A 21,242-nucleotide genomic window follows, 5' to 3' on the forward strand; every position below is an offset into this window, starting at 1 on the left:
AAGGTGTGCGAGAGAACTCTGGTTAAGGAACTCGGCAAAATGACCCCGTAACTTCGGGAGAAGGGGTGCTTTCTTAACGGAAAGCCGCAGTGAATAGGCCCAAGCGACTGTTTAGCAAAAACACAGCTCTCTGCGAAGCCGTAAGGCGAAGTATAGGGGGTGACACCTGCCCGGTGCTGGAAGGTTAAGGAGAGGGGTTAGCGTAAGCGAAGCTCTGAACTGAAGCCCCAGTAAACGGCGGCCGTAACTATAACGGTCCTAAGGTAGCGAAATTCCTTGTCGGGTAAGTTCCGACCCGCACGAAAGGTGTAACGATTTGGGCACTGTCTCAACCAGAGACTCGGTGAAATTATAGTACCTGTGAAGATGCAGGTTACCCGCGACAGGACGGAAAGACCCCGTGGAGCTTTACTGTAGCCTGATATTGAATTTTGGTACAGTTTGTACAGGATAGGCGGGAGCCATTGAAACCGGAGCGCTAGCTTCGGTGGAGGCGCTGGTGGGATACCGCCCTGACTGTATTGAAATTCTAACCTACGGGTCTTATCGACCCGGGAGACAGTGTCAGGTGGGCAGTTTGACTGGGGCGGTCGCCTCCTAAAGTGTAACGGAGGCGCCCAAAGGTTCCCTCAGAATGGTTGGAAATCATTCGTAGAGTGCAAAGGCATAAGGGAGCTTGACTGCGAGACCTACAAGTCGAGCAGGGACGAAAGTCGGGCTTAGTGATCCGGTGGTTCCGCATGGAAGGGCCATCGCTCAACGGATAAAAGCTACCCCGGGGATAACAGGCTTATCTCCCCCAAGAGTCCACATCGACGGGGAGGTTTGGCACCTCGATGTCGGCTCATCGCATCCTGGGGCTGTAGTCGGTCCCAAGGGTTGGGCTGTTCGCCCATTAAAGCGGTACGCGAGCTGGGTTCAGAACGTCGTGAGACAGTTCGGTCCCTATCCGTCGTGGGCGTAGGAAATTTGAGAGGAGCTGTCCTTAGTACGAGAGGACCGGGATGGACGCACCGCTGGTGTACCAGTTGTTCTGCCAAGGGCATAGCTGGGTAGCTATGTGCGGAAGGGATAAGTGCTGAAAGCATCTAAGCATGAAGCCCCCCTCAAGATGAGATTTCCCATAGCGTAAGCTAGTAAGATCCCTGAAAGATGATCAGGTTGATAGGTTCGAGGTGGAAGCATGGTGACATGTGGAGCTGACGAATACTAATAGATCGAGGACTTAACCATATAATATGTAGCAATGTTATCTAGTTTTGAGAGAACATAAAAAACTTGTTGACTTTTAAAGTAAATAAGTTATAATAATGATTGTCTCAAAAGAATAATGTCTGGTAATGATGGCAGAGAGGTCACACCCGTTCCCATACCGAACACGGAAGTTAAGCTCTCTAGCGCCGATGGTAGTTGGGACCTTGTCCCTGTGAGAGTAGGACGTTGCCAGGCAATATTATTCCGCAGTAGCTCAGCGGTAGAGCTATCGGCTGTTAACCGATCGGTCGTAGGTTCGATTCCTACCTGCGGAGCCATTGGAGAGCTGTCCGAGTTGGCCGAAGGAGCACGATTGGAAATCGTGTATACGTCACAAGCGTATCAAGGGTTCGAATCCCTTGCTCTCCGCCATAGGATTTATAATATTTGGCCCGTTGGTCAAGTGGTTAAGACACCGCCCTTTCACGGCGGTAACACGGGTTCGAATCCCGTACGGGTCACCACTTTGGAGGATTAGCTCAGCTGGGAGAGCACCTGCCTTACAAGCAGGGGGTCGGCGGTTCGATCCCGTCATCCTCCACCATATAAATTTTATATGAATAGTATTATCGCGGGGTGGAGCAGCACGGTAGCTCGTCGGGCTCATAACCCGAAGGTCGCAGGTTCAAATCCTGTCCCCGCAACCAAATGGTCCCGTGGTGTAGTGGTTAACATGCCTGCCTGTCACGCAGGAGATCGCCGGTTCGACCCCGGTCGGGACCGCCATTTTAATAAGGCTCGGTAGCTCAGTCGGTAGAGCAGAGGACTGAAAATCCTCGTGTCGGCGGTTCGATTCCGTCCCGAGCCACCATTTATTTCAATAAAATACGCCGGCTTAGCTCAATTGGTAGAGCAACTGACTTGTAATCAGTAGGTTGGGGGTTCAAGTCCTCTAGCCGGCACCATGTAAGTTTCGGAGGGGTAGCGAAGTGGCTAAACGCGGCGGACTGTAAATCCGCTCCTTCGGGTTCGGCAGTTCGAATCTGCCCCCCTCCACCATTTACATAGGGGCATAGTTTAAAGGTAGAACTGAGGTCTCCAAAACCTCCAGTGTGGGTTCGATTCCTACTGCCCCTGCCAAATATATTTACACAACATGGCGGTTGTGGCGAAGTGGTTAACGCACCGGATTGTGGCTCCGGCATTCGTGGGTTCGATTCCCATCAGTCGCCCCATTTTTATTTTAAAAATTACAAATAATTTAATTGATACTTACATATAATTAAGTAAGAATTCGATGGGCTATAGCCAAGCGGTAAGGCAACGGACTTTGACTCCGTCATGCGCTGGTTCGAATCCAGCTAGCCCAGCCATTTTTGCGGAAGTAGTTCAGTGGTAGAATACAACCTTGCCAAGGTTGGGGTCGCGGGTTCGAATCCCGTCTTCCGCTCCAATAAAATTTAATATGGCGGCATAGCCAAGTGGTAAGGCAGAGGTCTGCAAAACCTTTATCACCGGTTCAAATCCGGTTGCCGCCTTTTCTTTTGTGCCGATGTGGCGGAATTGGCAGACGCGCACGACTCAAAATCGTGTTCCTTCGGGAGTGTCGGTTCGACCCCGACCATCGGTATCATGAACGTCGTAAAAAAACTCTATACAATTAGTATAGAGTTTTTTTTGTTTTCTTTTCATTACATGACAAAATAAGCACAAAAAGTGTACGGTGAGTAAACTGCGAAACATTAAAAGGATAAAAACAAACATTCAATTTTATCCTTTTAATTGCGGTATTTAGAGAGAATTTCTCCACCCGGTGACATGAAGTTAAATCCGACACCACCAGTAGATATTAGTACATTATCAACGGTTAAGTTTGTAATTTCTAAAAACTTCTTTTTAAACTCTTCTCTGTTGTACTTATACATTGTTGAGTGGCACGCCCACATTTGCGTTGAAGTGCTTAACCAGTCCCCTAATTCCTTCAATTCAGGAAACGCCTCAAATTGGATTGGTTCATCTAATTTCATGAATCTTACTTGATAGATAGTTGGGTTTAACTTTTCTCCTATTCCTTTAAAAGCATGTGATTTTTTTTCATTTGAATGTGTCATAATTCTCCCTTCATCTTTTCTTTAAATTTTTTCCTATTTTTATTATACAACAGTAGAAAGTAACTATAGGAATATTATGGAAATCGGTATCAGCAATATAAAAAGACTCTAATAGAAATGTTAGAGTCTTTTTTGTTAAATTATATTATGTGATGCTAAAATTCGTAATAAACTTAGGAATTCATGTATAATATAACTTGTCGAAAGAACAAAATGATAGTGATTTATATTATGTCTGTAATATGAATCAAAAATGAACTTTTTATATTTCTTTTAAAAATGTGTTGAACACACATTATATTTCATATTAATATTTTTATGTAGATTTAAAACGAGAAAGAGAGTGGAAAGTATGGGCCGTAAATGGAACAATATTAAAGACAAAAAAGCATCAAAAGATGCAAATACAAGCCGTATATACGCGAAATTTGGACGTGAAATTTATGTGGCGGCAAAACAAGGCGAGCCAGATCCAGAATCAAACCAAGCGCTTAGAGTCGTATTAGAACGTGCGAAAACATACAATGTACCAAGAACAATTATTGATCGTGCAGTTGAAAAAGCAAAAGGCGGCTCAGAGGAAAATTATGACGAGCTTCGTTATGAAGGATTTGGACCAAATGGAGCTATGGTTATTGTAGATACACTTACAAATAACGTAAACCGTACTGCAGCAGATGTACGAGCTGCATTTAGCAAAAACAGTGGTAACATGGGTGTAAACGGTTCTGTAGCTTACATGTTTGATGCGACAGCTGTTATCGGCCTTGAAGGTAAAACATCAGATGAAGTTCTTGAAATTTTAATGGAAGCAGATGTAGATGCACGTGACATTCTAGAAGAAGAAGATGCTGTTATCGTGTATGCTGAACCAGATCAATTCCATTCAGTACAATCTGCACTTAAAGGTGCTGGTGTTGAAGAATTTACAGTTGCAGAATTAACAATGCTTGCACAAAGTGATGTTACACTTCCTGAAGATGCTCAAGTACAATTTGAGAAAATGGTTGATGCATTAGAAGATTTAGAAGATGTACAACAAGTTTACCACAACGTAGACTTAGGAGAGTAATACGATGAAAGCCCCTTTTCGTTTAACGAATAGGGGCTTTTTTTATGAAGTTAATTAAGGTGATGAATTATTAAAGGTATTTTGGTGTAGATAGGGAATATGCTTATAGGGATATATGAAATAACCATTATTTCTAGGAGGCTTAGTATGGAACATAAGACACCAAAGCATATAGTTGCCGTAGCAGGTTATTTAACAAATGAGAAAAATGAAGTGTTATTAACAAAGGTACACTGGCGAGCTGATACGTGGGAAATGCCAGGAGGACAGGTAGAAGAAGGAGAAGCACTCGATCAAGCTGTCTGTAGGGAAATAAAAGAGGAAACAGGGTTAACGGTGAAGCCTATCGGAATTACCGGGGTTTATTATAATGCCTCTATGCACATTCTAGCTGTTGTTTTTAAAGTAGCATATGTGAGTGGCGAAATAAAAATTCAACCTGAAGAAATACAAGAGGCTAAATTTGTTGATTTAAATGAAGAGAACATAGATGAGTATATAACTCGTCCTCATATGAAATCCAGAACGCTTGATGCAAGAGTGCAACACATTGTATTCCGTATGAAACGTGGGAAGTACAGCCATATAATTTAATAGGAAGATTGTAAAGAAAAGAGTAGCTGATTTGAGATACATTCAAATCACTACTCTTTTTTGTATACTGTTTAAGAAAAAGGTCAAAATAATAATAGTGTTAGTATTGATTTGTAGAACATTTGTTCTGTGTAATGTATATGTTATATACATTAAGATTACTAGATACTCAAAAGTACATATATTTGTAGATGATATAATTAAAGTATAAAGTGAAAATATAATAGCCTTAAGGCTTACTCTGTTATTGGTTATTCGTGATTGAATATAATCTATAATCTATATTCAATATTTCAGATGAATAGTAGATAAAAAAGGTCTGTGATACAATACTTTTTTACCCCGCTATTTGCCGGGAACGTGATTGGTGAGGGCTGATTAAAGTTTCACTTTATACCTTACAATGATGTAAGGTACGTGTAAGAGAAATCGATGGGATATTTTTTTACAACAATGTATTCTTAAAGTAAGAGTTATATGCTGTGTGGGAAAGAGGTGTTCAAGATGAAAGAACGAGTATTATCTAGGGTGAACTATCATCAAAAAGTTGCATTAAATCCAATGACTAAACTTTTTTATAAAGCCATTATATTATTATTATTGTTAAGTTGTACGTTATTATTCATTGGAAATGTAATGATTGAGAAAAGTGACATTAGTAAATTACATGTACCGGCTAATTTAGAGGTGCCAGAATCATTAACACATGCATTTATTGCGACAGAAGATAAAAGATTTTATCATCATAACGGTTTAGATTATATAGCAATTATTAGGGCCTCTGTTGAGAATATAAAGGCTGGTGGTGTCGTGCAAGGAGGAAGCACGATTACACAGCAGCTATCTAAAAATGCTTTTTTAACTAATGAGCGTACATTTTCTCGTAAGTGGAAAGAGATTTTTTATACGAAAAAAATTGAACGCACATTTACGAAGGATGAAATTTTAAAATTATATGTAAGTAACATTTATTATGGTGAAGGAGCATGGGGAATTGAAAAAGCAGCAAACCTTTACTTCGGTAAAAAGGTGAACCAATTAACGTTGGCTGAAAGTGCAATGATGGCTGCTGTAGTAAAAGCACCTGCTTATTACTCACCTGCCCAAAATTATGATAAAGCAGTAGAGAGACGAAATGTCGTTTTGAGACTAATGGAGAAAGAAGGCTATATAAGCCATGATGAGTATGTTCAAGCAGTTAGTGAGAAATTAGTAATTCGTCATGATATAAAAATAGAGCAGTCGATGTTAAATAGTGCGCGTAAAAAAGCAGTAAGTTAAGAGAAGTTCCTAAAGAGGAGCTTCTTTTTTTGAATAAATTGTGACAAATCGTGACACAATATCGTCACAATTATTGTGTTTTTGTAATTTATGTGAGCGTGTTCATTGCGTGACGTATATAAGTGTTGATATTATGTGTATTGTGTACAATGCTGTATACAGAATATGAAATTAAAGAGGAATGTATATGAAATCAAATAAACTCATGGCTCTTGGTATAGTTTTTTCTATCGCAGTATTGATTGTAATTGGAACAATTGCGTATAGCATCATAAATGACAAAAAAGATAAAGGGAATGAGATGTTTGCTTATTCTACGCAACAATCTTTAGGGAAAGATGATGCTCCAGTTAAGGTAGTTGAATTTGGAGACTTTAAATGTCCTGCTTGTCGTACTTGGGATGTAACAGTATTACCTCGATTAAAAGAAGAGTATATTGATAAAGGCAAAGTGCAGTTATATTTTATTAACTTCCCATTTATCGGAAAAGACTCGGATTTAGGTGCAGCAGCTGGTGAAGCAATTTATAAACAAGATAAAGATTCATTCTGGATTTTCTATGATGAGATTTATCAAAATCAAAAGAAAGATACGGAAGAATGGATTACAGAAGATTTGCTTCTTAGCATTGTGAAAGAGAAACTTCCAAAAGTTGATGTAGAGCAATTTAAGAAAGATTTACACAGTAAAGAAATTACAGAAAAAGTACGTAAAGATTCAGATCGTGCTCAAAAATTAAAAGTTCAAGGTGCTCCTTCAGTATATGTAAACGGAAATCTTGCAAACCCTGATTTCGATAGTATGAAGAAGGCCATTGATAAAGAATTGAAAAAGTGATGAGGTCTCTCATCACTTTTTCGACTTTTTTCGATAAAATTCTTGCCTCTATTTTTTTAACATGCTATACTACTTTACATAAGTTATTCTAATATCTTATATGTAATTCATATTTGCGGGTGTAGTTTAGTGGTAAAACAAGAGCCTTCCAAGCTCTGGTCGAGAGTTCGATTCTCTTCACCCGCTCCAAATTTTATTAAATGTTTTTCTATAAATTGTGATCAACGCAGTGTTTCGTTTCCGAGATAAACGAGGCATTGCGTTTTTTAATGTTTGAAAAATATAATTACATGCGAAAATAGAAGTAAATAATAGTATTCCAAAAGTGAATTACTAACCAATAAAGTCGTTACATAAGGGATGATGGATTCATCTGAGGAGGCGATTAAGAGTGGATTTTGAAAAATTAAAGCAAGATGTAATTGCGTATAGTAAAACAATTGGCATAGATAAAATAGGCTTTGCGAGTGCTTCTCCTTTTGAGGAATTAAAGCAGCGCTTAATCCAGCAACAACAATTAAATTATCAATCTGGATTTGAAGAGCCTGATATAGAGAAGAGAACGAATCCGCAACTTTTATTACCGGGTGCTAAATCAATTATTGCGATTGCTTTAGCATATCCTTCAAAATTAAAAAATGCACCATTAAGTAAGCGTGGAGAACGCCGTGGAATTTTTTGCCGTGCTTCTTGGGGACAAGATTATCATCTTGTTTTACGAGATCGTTTGCAAAAATTAGAAGCATATTTAATTGAAAAACTTCCAGATATAGAAGTGAAATCCATGGTTGATACAGGTGAATTAAGTGATCGAGCTGTATCAGAGCGTGCAGGCATTGGCTGGAGTGGGAAAAACTGTGCTATTATTACACCTGAATTCGGTTCGTACGTATACTTAGGGGAAATGATTACAAATGTTCCATTCCCGCCAGATAAGCCGATAGAAGATCAATGCGGGGGCTGTACGAAATGTATCGATATTTGTCCTACAGGTGCTTTAATACAGGGGGGACAGTTAGATTCGAAGAAGTGTATTGCGTTTTTAACACAGACGAAAGGATTCCTACCTGAAGAATATCGCGATAAAATAGGAAATCGTATATATGGATGTGATACGTGTCAGACTGTTTGCCCGAAAAACAAAGGAATGGATTTTCATAATCATCCTGAGATGGAGCCGGATCCTGAGCTAGTTAAACCATTATTAACGCCACTTTTAACAATTAGTAATCGTGATTTTAAAGAGAAATATGGGATTATGTCAGGGTCATGGAGAGGGAAAAAGCCACTGCAAAGAAATGCGATTTTAGCATTAGCACATTTTAAAGAAGCATCGGCAATTCCTGATTTAATTGGTGTTATGAAAGATGACCCAAGACCGGTATTGCGCGGAACGGCAGCATGGGCACTTGGGAAAATTGGGGGAGATGGAGTAGGCGAAGCGATTGAGAAAGCGATGGAACGTGAGAAAGATGAAGAAGTACTTCATGAAATGAAGCGCGGGCTTGAATTGTTAGCACAGAAAAAAGAGTAGATAATATTTCCCTTTTTCATATTGTAATATGGGAGGGAAACGAAATGGCTGTAAAAATGAATATTGAAAAGCAAGTACAACAGTTTTTAGCATATATCACAGAGAAACGAACAGACGTGGATGGTATTGCTGAGGATTTACTACAAATGGCACAGAGAAAGAAACAATTGTTTCAAAGGCGTAGTGCACATATAGTGAAAGCAACTGCGGATGTTTCTTTCATTAGACAATTAAATAGTAATGACCATCAAGAAATTGATTATCAAATACATTTTAAATATTTAATTAAGCATAAAGAATTATTTTATATTGAAGAGGAACAATTAAAACGAAGAGTTTGTTTAAATAATAGTCGGATTATAGGCGATTATGATATTGAAGTGTCAGAAGAAATTAGAATGGGTGAGACATTAGAAAGGGAAATTACGAAAGAGAAGTACGGTTCTTATCAGTATAATCGTTTAGAGGCAGTGAAGTATGCAGAGCGTTGGTGGGATGACCGAAATCCTATGTATCGTAATTTCCCTGATAATTGTACGAATTTCATTTCTCAATGTCTTCATACTGGAGAAGTACCTATGAACGGATATCCTAATATTCGTAAAGGATGGTGGCAAAGGGAGAATCAGTGGAGTTGGAGCTGGGCTGTTGCACATTCTTTTTATTGGTATTTGTCAGGTGCTACAACAGGACTTCGAGCAGAGGCGGTAGAGAGGCCAGAAGAACTTATTCTTGGAGATGTTATTGCTTATGATTTCGAGGATGACGGAAGATGGAATCATACGACGATTGTAGTAGCAAAAGATGCAGATGGTATGCCGCTTGTAAATGCACATTCAGCGAATAGCCGTCGACGTTATTGGAACTATGAAGACTCTAGTAAATATACACCACAAATGAAATATAAATTCTTTCATATTATTAATGGGTAGAGATTTTTCGCTCAAGTGGTATAATACGTAGTAGACAAAAAACAGAGGTGAATATCGCGTGGGAGTACATGTTGTTTTATATCAGCCAGAAATTCCAGCAAATACAGGAAATATTGCTCGTACTTGTGCAGCAACTGGAACAGAATTACATTTGATTAGACCGCTTGGATTTTCAACGGATGATAAAATGTTAAAGCGTGCCGGATTAGATTATTGGCAGCACGTGAAAATTACGTATTATGATTCAATTGAAGAATTTTATGAAAAAAATAAAGATGGTGAATTCTTCTATTTAACGAAGTATGGCGAGAAAGCTCATACAGCGTTTGACTATAGCAAGCGCGAGAAGGATTACTATTTTGTATTTGGAAGAGAAACAAACGGCTTACCAGCTAATGTAATCGAAGAAAACTTTGATCATTGTTTACGTATTCCAATGACAGATAAAGTACGTTCATTAAATTTATCTAATACAGCAGCAATTTTAATTTATGAAGCATTCCGTCAACAAAATTACCCTGGATTAGATTTAGAAATCGTTTATTAAAAGTCGCCATATGGCGACTTTTTTTTAAAAAATAAAAATAATATGTGATCATACGTTTAAAAGGGAGGACATAATCATATAGAATGGGATATATGATTAAAAATAGATAAGACGGGTTGAGATAAATATGAAGGAAGAATATAGTAATCAAAATACCTTTTTAAGTATGATAGATATGGATTTAATTAGACAAGGGTTATTACATGCTATTCAAGATTTAGTATTTATATTGAAAGTTATTGATGATGAAACGTTTAAATATATGTATGTGAATAAAATAGGAATGGATTATGCTAGGTTAAGCGAAGAGTGCTATGGAAAAACTTTTGCAGAAGTATTACCAAAAGATATAGCGGGGATATTGCAAAGGCAATATGAAAAAGTAGTGAGAGAAGCGAAAGCACACACTTTTTGTGATGTAGTCAAATTACCAAAAGGTGAGATACATTATGAATCTTCACTTAATCCTGTCTGCGATGAAGAAGGAATATGTCAATTTGTTATTTGTATTACAAGAGATATTACAGCTCAAATTGAGGAGAAGACAGAGATAGAGGAAAAACAAATGTTATTTAAGTCGTTACTGGAATATAATAATGACTCAATTATATCTATAGATTCTATAGGGAGAGTTACATATGCAAACCCGGCAACGTATGAAATATTTGGATACCGGTATGAGGAATTAAATAATAAATTTATTTTTGAATTCATTAATAAAGAATATGAAAAAGATTTTCAAATTATATTTAAGGGATCAATGCAAGGAAAAGCAAAACAAATTGTTTCAAAGAAATATATTCATAAAGAAGGGTACGAGCTATATATTTCTTTGAGAACTATCCCGATTATTGTGAACGGTGAAATTGTTGGAGTTTATATTGTTACGAGAGATGTTACAAGGCAAGTATTAAACGAAATGCGAACAGAATATTTAGCTTACTATGACCAGTTAACGGGATTAATGAATAGAATTTCATGTGCAAATAAGTTAAATACTTTTTTAAATGAGAGTATAAATTTTGCGCTTGTATTTATAGATTTAGATGAGTTTCATCGTATTAATGATACATTTGGTCATAAAGAGGGAGATAAAGTATTACAAAAAGTTACAGAATGTTTAAGCAATCTAAAAATAGAAGATATGCACTTATTTAGAGAACACGATGATCAATTTGTTATGTTAATAGAAAATATAACGAAAGAATGTGTAGAGGAAGTTGCAAAAAGCATACTGAAAAATATTAGTGAATATTTTGTAATCGAAGAAGAAGATGTATATTTAAGTGCGTCAATTGGAATTGTAATGGCTCCAGCAGATGGAGAAGATGAAAAAATACTATTTCAGAGGGTCGATGCTGCTTTAGAAAAAGCAAAAGAAAAAGGAAAAGGACATTATCATTTTTATTGTAGTGGATTAGACTGTGAGCGTGAACAAAGGTTTATAATAGAAAACCAGTTACATCGTGCTATAGAAAAAAACGAGTTTTTCTTATATTATCAGCCACAAATTAATATTGAAACGAAAAAAATAGCTAGTATGGAAGCTTTAATAAGGTGGGAGAATAAGGAATTAGGATTTGTTTCTCCAAACCAATTTATTCCGTTGGCAGAAAGAACAGGATTTATTATTAAGCTCGATGAATGGGTAGTAAATCAAGTGTGTCAGCAACTGCGCGAATGGTTAAATAAAGGATATGAAGTGGTCCCAATTGCAGTTAATATTTCAGCTAGACACTTTCGCTCTATTACATTAATAGAGATGATTACACGGGCTTTAAATAAGTACAATGTACCAGCTCATTTATTAGCGATAGAGGTTACAGAAGGAGCTCTTATACATAAAGATATATCGAAGAGAGTGTTACTACAATTAAAAGAACAAAATTTAAAGATTCATTTAGATGATTTTGGAACAGGCTATTCATCTTTAAGTTACTTAAAAACATATCCAATTGATACTTTAAAGATTGATCGTTCTTTTATGGAAGGTATACATATAGATGAACGTGATACGAATATTACAGCTGCAATTATCCATTTAGCTCATACCTTAGAATTGAATGTAATTGCAGAGGGAGTAGAAAAAAAGGAGCAAATACAGTTTTTGAAAGAAAAGAATGTGAAGCTTGTACAAGGTTATTATTATAGCCGACCACTATCCAAATATGATATGGAAAATATGTATTATAAATAATGCATAAAAAATGATGTGCTAAAAGCACATCATTTTTTATGTGTACCTGGTTTGTCATTGTAACCGGATGTAAAAATAGCTGTAAGAAATGTGAGTGATACACCTAAAATTAATAATAATTTCATACTAATATCCTCCTTACTTTTTTCGGTTCACGAGTTTTATTTATTACCCAAAATGTATGTAAGGTTCTTAGAAGAAAAGAATTTATTTATAATGAATAGCAGTGTAAAAACGTTAATACCTATATTATACAGAATTTTCTTTGAATTTTGGAGAGAATTTTAGCGTGCTATTATATATTTCGTTTTGATTTAAAGAATGTTTAAGGACATCCTAGCATACCTTTTATAATAATCCGATTGAACAAGGAGATGGGGGAGGAGCTATAATGGATATTCTAAAAAAGATTGAACAGCATCGAGCAGCAGAAGAACGTTTACAATGGGAAGGTACGTTTGCGGAGTATTTGGAGCTTGTGAAAGAAAGACCATGGGTGGCTCAAACAGCACACTCTCGCATTTACAATATGATAAAAGATGCCGGAATTGAAGAAGTTGATGGTAGAAGAAAGTATAACTTCTTTAGTAATCAGCTCTTTGGATTAGAGGATGCTCTAGAACGTCTTGTAGAGGAATATTTTCATCCATCTGCAAAACGATTAGATGTTAGAAAAAGAATTTTATTATTAATGGGTCCTGTTAGTGGAGGGAAATCAACGTTAGTTACGATGTTGAAACGAGGATTAGAAACATATTCAAGAACAGATCGCGGAGCAATTTTTGCAATTAAAGGATGCCCAATGCATGAGGATCCACTGCATTTAATTCCACATCATTTACGAGATGATTTCTTTGATGAGTATGGAGTTAGAATTGAAGGGAATTTATCACCACTAAATGTCATGCGTTTAGAGCAAGAATACGGATCAAGAATTGAGGATGTAGTTGTAGAGCGTATTTTCTTCTCTGAAGATCGCCGTACAGGGATTGGTACATTTAGCCCGTCTGATCCAAAATCACAGGATATTGCAGATTTAACAGGTAGTCTGGACTTTTCTACGATTGCAGAATATGGTTCAGAATCAGATCCGCGTGCGTATCGATTTGATGGAGAATTAAATAAGGCAAACCGAGGAATGATGGAGTTCCAAGAGATGTTAAAATGCGATGAGAAGTTTTTATGGCACTTATTATCGCTTACGCAAGAAGGGAATTTCAAAGCGGGAAGATTTGCGCTTATTTCAGCAGATGAATTAATTGTAGCGCATACGAATGAAACAGAGTATCGCTCATTTATAGCAAATAAGAAAAATGAAGCATTACACTCAAGAATTATTGTAATGCCAGTTCCTTATAATTTACGAGTAAGTGAAGAAGAACATATTTATGAAAAAATGATTCGTGAAAGTGATGTGTCGAATGTTCACATTGCACCACATACACTTCGCGTTGCAGCAATGTTCACTATTTTAACTCGTTTAAAAGATCCGAAGCGTCCGGATATTGATTTAATTAAAAAGATGCGTTTGTATGATGGAGAAACGGTAGAAGGTTATAATGCGATTGATGTAGAAGAATTACAACGCGAATATCAAGATGAAGGTATGAAGGGTATTGATCCTCGTTATGTCATTAACCGAATTTCGTCTACAATCATTCGAAAAGAGGTACCATCTATTAACGCGTTAGATGTACTTAGATCTTTAAAAGATGGGCTGGATCAACATCCATCGATTAGTAATGAAGACCGTGAACGTTATATGAATTTCATCTCATTAGCGAGAAAAGAATACGATGAAATCGCGAAGAAAGAAGTACAAAAAGCGTTTGTTTATTCATATGAAGAATCAGCTAAGACGCTTATGGATAATTACTTAGATAACGTCGAGGCGTACTGCAATAAATCGAAATTACGTGATCCGTTAACAGGGGAAGAAATGAGTCCAGATGAAAAACTAATGCGCTCAATTGAAGAGCAAATTGGAATTTCAGAAAATGCTAAGAAAGCATTCCGTGAAGAGATTTTAATTCGCATTTCTGCTTATGCCCGTAAAGGAAAACGCTTTGATTATAATTCACATGAACGTCTTCGTGAGGCGATTCAGAAAAAACTATTTGCTGATTTAAAAGATATAGTGAAAATTACAACATCAACGAAAACACCGGACGAAAATCAGCTTAAGAAAATCAATGATGTTGTTGCACGTTTAATTGATGAGCATGGCTATAATTCTTCTTCAGCAAATGAATTACTACGCTATGTAGGTAGCTTGTTAAACCGATAGTTTGATAACAAAACGCTGTCTCTTGTATTTTGCGGGACAGCGTTTTATTATCCGTTCATATGTGTGTAAAGTGTCATACCTTGTCCAAATGTAATAAATTAAGATGTAATTTGCTGAATTTATTGTCAATTATTTTTACAATATGCATATGATAGAGTAACCAACCATTCATACGAAAAAAGCCAACACAATACAATATGTTGCAAAGTAAAAATGTGTGCAACAATGCATTGTGTTTCTTTCTTATCAGTGGCTGAATATTTCTTTCTATTATGTGAGTGGCAAAATTTTGTTTAGGATGCTCGGGGTATTGTATGAAAAACGTTATAAATGTTTATGGGATGATTTTCTATGGGCAGTTACCTTTCAAATATTCTAGCTTGCACATTACAGAACAAAATTTGTAGCTTGCTGTTCATACAGGAAGACAATTACAGTAAGGAGGGAAAGGAATGGGCGAAGAAAATCAACCAAATTATACGATTTCACAGGAAAACTGGTCCCTCCATCGCAAAGGATATGACGACCAACAGCGCCATCAAGAAAAAGTACAAGAGGCAATTAAGAATAATTTACCCGACCTTGTAACAGAAGAAAGTATAGTTATGTCTAATGGCAAGGATGTTGTAAAAATACCAATTCGTTCTCTAGATGAATATAAGATTAGATACAATTATGATAAAAATAAACATGTTGGGCAAGGAAACGGTGACAGCAAAGTTGGTGATGTCGTTGCGAGAGATGGATCAGGTGGTCAAAAACAAAAAGGGCCAGGAAAAGGGCAAGGAGCAGGAGATGCAGCTGGGGAAGATTACTATGAAGCTGAAGTCTCTATTTTAGAATTAGAGCAAGCGTTTTTCAGAGAGTTAGAGCTGCCTAATTTAAAGAGAAAAGAAATAGATGAAAACCGGATTGAACATGTTGAATTTAATGACATTAGAAAAACAGGATTATGGGGAAATATCGATAAGAAACGAACAATGATATCCGCATATAAACGAAATGCGATGCGTGGTAAAGCATCTTTCCATCCAATTCATCAAGAAGATTTAAAGTTCCGCACTTGGAATGAAGTATTAAAGCCAGATTCAAAGGCTGTTGTCTTAGCGATGATGGATACGAGTGGATCGATGGGAATGTGGGAGAAGTATATGGCACGTAGCTTCTTTTTCTGGATGACAAGATTTTTACGCACAAAGTATGAAACAGTTGATATTGAATTTATTGCTCATCATACAGAAGCGAAAGTCGTTACAGAAGAAGAATTCTTTTCAAAAGGAGAAAGTGGTGGAACAATCTGCTCCTCCGTATACAAAAAAGCACTCGAGCTAATCGATAATAAATATTCACCAGATCGCTATAATATTTATCCATTCCATTTTTCAGATGGTGATAATTTAACATCAGATAATGCTAGATGTGTAAAGCTTGTGGAAGAATTAATGAAGAAGTGTAATATGTTTGGGTATGGGGAAGTGAACCAGTATAATCGCCATAGTACACTTATGTCAGCCTATAAAAATATTAAAGATGAAAACTTTAGATACTATATTTTAAAGCAAAAAGCAGACGTATTTCATGCGATGAAAAGCTTTTTTAGAGAAGAATCGGGTGAGAAAATGGCATAACCTCTTTTAAAGAGGTTCTTTTTTTGTAAACTTTTTATTTTTTTAGTTGACAATGATAATGAAAATCATTATCATTTATTCGAGAAATGATTACATTTCGAATTATATATTTCAGAGGAGATGTAAAGTTGAAACAAAATAAAAGAAAACGTATAAATGCAATGATTATAGTGGCGACGTTATCACTTCCGTTTGCTGTTTATTCAACACCTGCGTTAGCGGCAGTAGCAATTGAGACGAATAAAACGGGACAAGGTTTAGAAGATGGTACATATGACGCTGTTATTAAAGCGTATAAAGATAAAACCAATGAAGAGTCTATGGCAGCTGTTTATATAAAGGATCCGAAATTAACAATTGAGAATGGAAAGAAAATTGTAACAGCAACATTAAGTGATAGTGATTTCTTTCAATACTTGAAAACAGAGGATATTCATACTCCAGGTGTGTTTCATGATGTGAAAGTAATATCAGAAGATAAAAAGAAAAATGGAACGAAAGTGATTCAGTTTGAAGTAGGGGAATTAGGAAAAAGGTATAATATGCGAATGCATATTTATATTCCAACAATGGCCTATGATAATAAGTACCAAGTACAGTTTGAAGTAAATACATTGAATTTAGAGAACAATGTTCCAGAAAAACAAAAGGAAAATAAAGAGGAGCAACAAGATGAAAACGGAAATGTAATATTAGATAAGCAATTACAAAAATATATTAATAAATATAACTTAAATAGAGATAATGTAGATGCGCCAATCACAAAGAAAGATTTATTACAAATTAAAACATTATCCATTTATTCAGGCAAAGGAATAACTGAAATAACTGGTTTAGAGTATATGACAAACTTAGAGAAGTTGACGTTACGAGAGTCTAATGTAAAAGACATATCAGCCATCTCGAAATTGAGAGGTTTGAAGTACGTTGATTTAACGTCTAATTCAATTGAAAGTATTCACCCAATTGAGCAGTTAGAGAATATTAATATGTTTTTTTTTAGAGATAATAAAATTTCTGATCTTACACCATTAAGTAAAATGAAAAAAATTAAAACATTAGATTTAATCGGTAATAACATTAAAGATATCCAGCCATTATTTACATTATCAACTATGAAACAATTATACTTAGCAAATAATCAAATCAGTGATCTTACGGGAATTGATCGATTAAATAATGTGGAACTATTATGGATAGGGAATAATAAAATTAATAATGTTGAATCTATTAGTAAAATGAGTAATCTTATTGAACTAGAAATTTCTGATAGTGAAATAAAAGATATATCATCACTATCTCAATTAGGAAATTTACAAGTGCTGAATTTAGAAGAGAATTATATCTCTGATATATCGCCGTTGAGCACTTTAACAAATTTACATGAGATAAATCTTGGAGCAAATGAAATTTTTGACGTAAGGCCTGTTGAGGAATTAGGTAAGCGAATTTCAATTGACATTCAAAGACAAAAAATCTTTTTAAATGAAGCAAGTGTAGATGAAGAAATAAAAATCCCAGTATACAACCTTAAAGGAGAGCCACTTCAAAATATTAATCTACAAAGTGAGGGGGCTACTCTGAATAACGGATTTATAAAATGGAATAGTCCTGGAGAAAAAATATATGAATTTAAACTAGATACTAATTCTACTGAAAGTAAAATAAGATTTAATGGCACGGTTATACAGAATATAGTTGAAAAACAAAAAGAAAGTCAAAATGTAATTCTCGATAAAACTTTACAACAACATATTAATAAAGAGAATTTAGGTAGAGAGAATGTAAACGCTCCTATCACAAAAGAAGATTTATTACAGATTAAAAAATTAGAGATACTTAAAGAAAAAGGAAATGAGATAAAAGATATAACAGGTTTAGAATACATGACGAACTTAGAAAAACTCACTTTAGAAGGAGTAGGTCTGAAAAATATTGAGTTCATCTCAAACTTGAAACAATTGAATAATGTGAATGTATCTCATAATCAAATTGAAGATATAACACCACTATCTTCATTGGAAAATTTACAGTGGTTAAATCTTGCGGACAATCATATTAAAGATGTAACGGTTATTGGTTCCATGCTAAACTTATTTAGCTTAAATTTAGCTGGAAATGAGATTCGTGATGTAAGGCCGTTAATACAATTAGGTCAGTGGTTTACAATTGACGTGGGAAGACAAAATATCATTTTAAATGATGCAAAAATAAACGAAGAAATTCAAGTTCCTGTATATGATTTAGAAGGAGAAAGTATTGAAAATATTCAATTGGCAAGTGAGGGAGGGACGTTTAATAACGGAGTAATAAAATGGAGTACCCCAGGTAAAAAGGTGTATAAATTTGATTTAGATTCTGATGAAATTAGCATAAGGTTTAACGGAACAGTTATACAGAATATAGTGGGAAAAGAAGATGAGCAAGAGCCAACAAAAGAAGTTGAAGAGGTAAAAGAAGAAGTAAAAGAGCCAACAAAAGAAGTTGAAGAGGTAAAAGAAGAAGTAAAAGAGCCAACAAAAGAAGTTGAAGAGGTAAAAGAAGAAGTAAAAGAACCAACGAAAGAAGTTGAAGAAACAAAAGAAGAAGTAAAAGAACCAACGAAAGAAGTTGAAGAAACAAAAGAAGAAGTAAAAGAACCAACGAAAGAAGTTGAAGAAGCAAAAGAAGAAGTAAAAGAGCCGACAAAAGAAATTGAAGAAGCGAAAGAAGAAATAAAAGAGCCAATAAAAGAGGTTGAAGAAGCAAAAGAAGAAGTAAAAGAACCAACGAAAGAAATTGAAGAAGCGAAAGAAGAAGTAAAAGAGCCAACGAAAGAAGTTGAAGAGGTAAAAGAATCAGCAACAGGATTGGATCAAGAGCCAAAAGGGAATAATCAAGTTGTTGAAAAAGAGGGAAGAAAAGCAGATACTTTAAATAAACAACATGCTAATAAGCCAGAGGAAGGTAAGAAATCTTTACCATCAACAGGCGGTGAATCTAGCACATCGACTTTACTTTCTGGAATAACACTTGTTCTTTCCGCACTAAGTATGTTCGTATTTAGAAAGAGATTATTTAAGAAATAAATAACGTTTAATCTTATTATTATATATAATTAATTTTTATTTTTTTGAGAAGACATTATCATGGCAGTTTCATTAGAAACATGCATATGATGATGTCTTTTTGTATGAGAAATAGAGTGAAAAACCCATTCGTATGAAAATAATATTTCATATGAATGGGTTTTATTAATTTACTTTTTTCCTCAGTCATCACGGATTCAGAAGTAATTTGAGGTGCCAATTGTTACATAACTTTTTTTATTTTTTGAGATACTTCTTTCGTTTGCGAATTAACATCTTCTTTTCGCAGCTCTTTAAAGAGCGAAGTAACCATAAGAACGACTACGATAGAAAATGGTAGTGCTGCGATTATAGCTGCAATTTGTAGTGCATTTAATCCTCCAGCTTGTAATAAAAGAGCTGCAATGATTGCGATTGTTAATCCCCATATAAGTTTTAAACTATTTTTCGGTGATAAGCTTCCGTTACTCGTTTGCATGGAAACAACAAATGTTGCTGAATCAGCAGAAGTAACGAAAAATGTGGCTACTAAAACTAACCCGATAATCGTTAAAAATGTAGAGAATGGTAGATGTGAAATAACAGCAAATAATCCAATCTCTGTACCATTTTTTGCAATTTCATCAGCTATTCGAAGCGATTGGAACATTTCCATATGAATTGCGGTACCACCAAATACTGCAAACCAAAATGTACAGATAAGAGTTGGGACTAATACAACTCCAAAAATAAATTCTTTTATTGTACGCCCTTTAGAAATACGTGCGATAAATGTGCCGACGAATGGAGACCAAGAGATCCACCATCCCCAATAGAAAATAGTCCAGTTTTCAATCCAAGAAGAAGATTTTTCATTAAATGCTCCTAAATTTAATCCCATACTAGGCAAAGCTCCAATATAAGAACCGAGTGTAGATGTGAAATATTTCATAATAAATACAGTTGGTCCTAAAAGTAAGAAAGAGATGAGTAAAATACCTGCAAGAGAGAAATTCAAGTTACTCAAATATTTAATCCCACGATCTAAGCCAGTTTGTGCACTTGTTAAATATAAAACAGCGAAGATAGCTATAAGTACGAGCTGGGTAAGTAAAGTGTTATGAATGGAAGGGAATAAATAGCTTAATCCTCCAGCAATTTGTTGAGCACCAATCCCAACAGATGGTACAATGCCAAACACTGTGGCTAAAACAGCTAAAATATCAACTGTTTTTCCGATACGAGAATTTTTCGATCGATTAAATAATGGAGTAACTGTAGCCCCGATAGTGCTACCTTTTTGTTTGCGGAATGTGAAATATGCAATTGTTAAAGCGACCATTGCGTATAGTGACCACGGAAAGAGTCCCCAGTGGAAAAATGAATATTGCATAGCGAGTTTGGCGCTTTCTTCTGTACCTGCTTTTCCTGTTAATGGATCTGTAAAATGTGAAATCGGTTCAGCGATTCCATAAAAGAGGAGTCCAATTCCCATTCCTGCCCCAAACAACATGGATAGCCAAGATGGATAATTATATTTTGGCTTTTCTCCATCTTTACCAAGACGAATAGAACCGTACTTAGAAAATGCTAAATAAGCAGCCAAAATAATCATTGTAGTCATAAGTAGAGAGTAAAACCACCCAAATTTATTGAGGATAAATGAGTTTAAAGAAGATGTAATACTTTGTAAATCGTAGCCTTGTATCCAACTTGCTGGGGTAATTCCCCATATAATGAATAATGTTGTTAGCAAGAAGGAGATATAAAATACACTGTTTTCTTTTTTTATCATAGAATCCCACCCTTATTTAATAAAGTTAACAATTATAATAATCATAACAATTAAGTTTTTAATTGTCAAAAAATCCCCTTTTTATAACGTGAAAGGATGTAATTTGTTTTAGGGAGGTAAAGAGCAATGCGTTCACGATATGTACAAATTATAGGAAGAAATAATATGAAATATTGCATTTTATA

At 35.6% G+C, this 21,242-nt stretch carries 11 protein-coding genes, 16 tRNA genes, 2 rRNA genes and 2 pseudogenes (1 of these 31 cut by a window edge); 29 read left to right on the forward strand and 2 right to left on the reverse strand.

The window, feature by feature from the left end:
• The 17 genes from ACW0JX_RS02775 to ACW0JX_RS02855 all read left to right on the forward strand — a co-directional run.
• Positions 1 to 1,233: ribosomal RNA gene (locus ACW0JX_RS02775) — 23S ribosomal RNA — on the forward strand; it begins 1,689 nt to the left of the window's first position.
• A gap of 100 nt (positions 1,234 to 1,333) precedes the next feature.
• A 5S ribosomal RNA gene (rrf, locus tag ACW0JX_RS02780) occupies positions 1,334 to 1,449 on the forward strand.
• 8 nt (positions 1,450 to 1,457) lie between these two features.
• Positions 1,458 to 1,532 (forward strand) — tRNA-Asn (locus tag ACW0JX_RS02785).
• A gap of 2 nt (positions 1,533 to 1,534) precedes the next feature.
• Positions 1,535 to 1,626 (forward strand) — tRNA-Ser (locus ACW0JX_RS02790).
• 17 nt (positions 1,627 to 1,643) lie between these two features.
• A tRNA-Glu gene (locus ACW0JX_RS02795) sits at positions 1,644 to 1,718 on the forward strand.
• A 4-nt stretch (positions 1,719 to 1,722) separates the two neighbouring features.
• A tRNA-Val gene (locus ACW0JX_RS02800) sits at positions 1,723 to 1,798 on the forward strand.
• Positions 1,799 to 1,824: 26 nt separating this feature from the next.
• A tRNA-Met gene (locus tag ACW0JX_RS02805) sits at positions 1,825 to 1,901 on the forward strand.
• Positions 1,902 to 1,904: 3 nt separating this feature from the next.
• Positions 1,905 to 1,980: transfer RNA gene (locus ACW0JX_RS02810), tRNA-Asp, on the forward strand.
• Positions 1,981 to 1,989: 9 nt separating this feature from the next.
• Positions 1,990 to 2,065: transfer RNA gene (locus ACW0JX_RS02815), tRNA-Phe, on the forward strand.
• A gap of 18 nt (positions 2,066 to 2,083) precedes the next feature.
• Positions 2,084 to 2,159: transfer RNA gene (locus ACW0JX_RS02820), tRNA-Thr, on the forward strand.
• 10 nt (positions 2,160 to 2,169) lie between these two features.
• Positions 2,170 to 2,253: transfer RNA gene (locus ACW0JX_RS02825), tRNA-Tyr, on the forward strand.
• Positions 2,254 to 2,260: 7 nt separating this feature from the next.
• A tRNA-Trp gene (locus ACW0JX_RS02830) sits at positions 2,261 to 2,334 on the forward strand.
• A gap of 19 nt (positions 2,335 to 2,353) precedes the next feature.
• A tRNA-His gene (locus tag ACW0JX_RS02835) sits at positions 2,354 to 2,429 on the forward strand.
• Positions 2,430 to 2,492: 63 nt separating this feature from the next.
• Positions 2,493 to 2,567 (forward strand) — tRNA-Gln (locus ACW0JX_RS02840).
• A 5-nt stretch (positions 2,568 to 2,572) separates the two neighbouring features.
• Positions 2,573 to 2,647: transfer RNA gene (locus ACW0JX_RS02845), tRNA-Gly, on the forward strand.
• A gap of 14 nt (positions 2,648 to 2,661) precedes the next feature.
• Positions 2,662 to 2,732: transfer RNA gene (locus tag ACW0JX_RS02850), tRNA-Cys, on the forward strand.
• Between the two features lie 10 nt (positions 2,733 to 2,742).
• Positions 2,743 to 2,824: transfer RNA gene (locus ACW0JX_RS02855), tRNA-Leu, on the forward strand.
• A 161-nt stretch (positions 2,825 to 2,985) separates the two neighbouring features.
• Here ACW0JX_RS02855 and ACW0JX_RS02860 read toward each other — a convergent pair.
• Positions 2,986 to 3,305: pseudogene (locus ACW0JX_RS02860) on the reverse strand (DUF3884 family protein).
• A gap of 352 nt (positions 3,306 to 3,657) precedes the next feature.
• Here ACW0JX_RS02860 and ACW0JX_RS02865 point away from each other — a divergent pair.
• The 12 genes and pseudogenes from ACW0JX_RS02865 to ACW0JX_RS02920 all read left to right on the forward strand — a co-directional run bounded on the left by ACW0JX_RS02865 (position 3,658) and on the right by ACW0JX_RS02920 (position 19,283).
• The gene (locus tag ACW0JX_RS02865; protein ID WP_000532949.1) at positions 3,658 to 4,377 is read left to right on the forward strand and encodes a YebC/PmpR family DNA-binding transcriptional regulator; all 720 of its coding nucleotides are present in this window, start codon (positions 3,658 to 3,660) and stop codon (positions 4,375 to 4,377) included.
• Positions 4,378 to 4,524: 147 nt separating this feature from the next.
• Positions 4,525 to 4,985 (forward strand): annotated as a pseudogene (locus ACW0JX_RS02870) (NUDIX hydrolase).
• 490 nt (positions 4,986 to 5,475) lie between these two features.
• Positions 5,476 to 6,252 carry a transglycosylase domain-containing protein gene (locus ACW0JX_RS02875; protein WP_000664716.1) on the forward strand — a complete coding sequence of 259 codons (777 nt, stop codon included), beginning with the start codon at positions 5,476 to 5,478 and terminating at the stop codon, positions 6,250 to 6,252.
• 187 nt (positions 6,253 to 6,439) lie between these two features.
• Positions 6,440 to 7,090, forward strand: coding sequence for a DsbA family protein (locus tag ACW0JX_RS02880; RefSeq protein WP_000841308.1), 651 nt, complete (start codon positions 6,440 to 6,442; stop codon positions 7,088 to 7,090).
• A 115-nt stretch (positions 7,091 to 7,205) separates the two neighbouring features.
• Positions 7,206 to 7,279: transfer RNA gene (locus tag ACW0JX_RS02885), tRNA-Gly, on the forward strand.
• Between the two features lie 202 nt (positions 7,280 to 7,481).
• On the forward strand, positions 7,482 to 8,624 hold the full coding sequence (gene queG, locus ACW0JX_RS02890; protein ID WP_075716886.1) for a tRNA epoxyqueuosine(34) reductase QueG: 1,143 nt from the start codon (positions 7,482 to 7,484) through the stop codon (positions 8,622 to 8,624).
• A gap of 44 nt (positions 8,625 to 8,668) precedes the next feature.
• A complete protein-coding gene (locus tag ACW0JX_RS02895) occupies positions 8,669 to 9,556 on the forward strand; it encodes an amidase domain-containing protein (protein WP_000279323.1) in 888 nt (295 codons plus the stop codon).
• 58 nt (positions 9,557 to 9,614) lie between these two features.
• Complete coding sequence (gene trmL / locus ACW0JX_RS02900; RefSeq protein WP_000538147.1) at positions 9,615 to 10,103, forward strand: tRNA (uridine(34)/cytosine(34)/5-carboxymethylaminomethyluridine(34)-2'-O)-methyltransferase TrmL; 489 nt, start codon at positions 9,615 to 9,617, stop codon at positions 10,101 to 10,103.
• A 127-nt stretch (positions 10,104 to 10,230) separates the two neighbouring features.
• On the forward strand, positions 10,231 to 12,300 hold the full coding sequence (locus tag ACW0JX_RS02905; protein ID WP_098126484.1) for a sensor domain-containing protein: 2,070 nt from the start codon (positions 10,231 to 10,233) through the stop codon (positions 12,298 to 12,300).
• Between the two features lie 391 nt (positions 12,301 to 12,691).
• Complete coding sequence (locus tag ACW0JX_RS02910) at positions 12,692 to 14,587, forward strand: PrkA family serine protein kinase (protein WP_000353273.1); 1,896 nt, start codon at positions 12,692 to 12,694, stop codon at positions 14,585 to 14,587.
• Positions 14,588 to 15,039: 452 nt separating this feature from the next.
• The gene (yhbH, locus tag ACW0JX_RS02915) at positions 15,040 to 16,215 is read left to right on the forward strand and encodes a sporulation protein YhbH (protein WP_000503516.1); all 1,176 of its coding nucleotides are present in this window, start codon (positions 15,040 to 15,042) and stop codon (positions 16,213 to 16,215) included.
• 128 nt (positions 16,216 to 16,343) lie between these two features.
• Positions 16,344 to 19,283, forward strand: coding sequence for a leucine-rich repeat domain-containing protein (locus tag ACW0JX_RS02920; RefSeq protein ID WP_459245332.1), 2,940 nt, complete (start codon positions 16,344 to 16,346; stop codon positions 19,281 to 19,283).
• A gap of 223 nt (positions 19,284 to 19,506) precedes the next feature.
• Here the strand turns inward: ACW0JX_RS02920 and opuD are convergent, their stop codons facing one another.
• Positions 19,507 to 21,057, reverse strand: a complete 1,551-nt coding sequence (opuD, locus tag ACW0JX_RS02925) for a glycine betaine transporter OpuD (protein WP_459245333.1) — start codon at positions 21,055 to 21,057, stop codon at positions 19,507 to 19,509.
• Positions 21,058 to 21,242: the final 185 nt, after the last annotated feature.

This window comes from Bacillus sp. C-3-6 (genome assembly GCF_054509685.1).

Excerpts from the sequence above, each read along its gene's own strand:
- ACW0JX_RS02895 (WP_000279323.1), top strand. The coding sequence starts at position 8,669 with ATGGCTGTAAAAATGAATATTGAAAAGCAAGTACAACAGTTTTTAGCA.
- yhbH (WP_000503516.1), top strand. The coding sequence starts at position 15,040 with ATGGGCGAAGAAAATCAACCAAATTATACGATTTCACAGGAAAACTGG.
- ACW0JX_RS02875 (WP_000664716.1), top strand. The coding sequence starts at position 5,476 with ATGAAAGAACGAGTATTATCTAGGGTGAACTATCATCAAAAAGTTGCA.
- ACW0JX_RS02905 (WP_098126484.1), top strand. The coding sequence starts at position 10,231 with ATGAAGGAAGAATATAGTAATCAAAATACCTTTTTAAGTATGATAGAT.
- ACW0JX_RS02880 (WP_000841308.1), top strand. The coding sequence starts at position 6,440 with ATGAAATCAAATAAACTCATGGCTCTTGGTATAGTTTTTTCTATCGCA.
- opuD (WP_459245333.1), bottom strand. The coding sequence starts at position 21,057 with ATGATAAAAAAAGAAAACAGTGTATTTTATATCTCCTTCTTGCTAACA.
- ACW0JX_RS02865 (WP_000532949.1), top strand. The coding sequence starts at position 3,658 with ATGGGCCGTAAATGGAACAATATTAAAGACAAAAAAGCATCAAAAGAT.
- ACW0JX_RS02910 (WP_000353273.1), top strand. The coding sequence starts at position 12,692 with ATGGATATTCTAAAAAAGATTGAACAGCATCGAGCAGCAGAAGAACGT.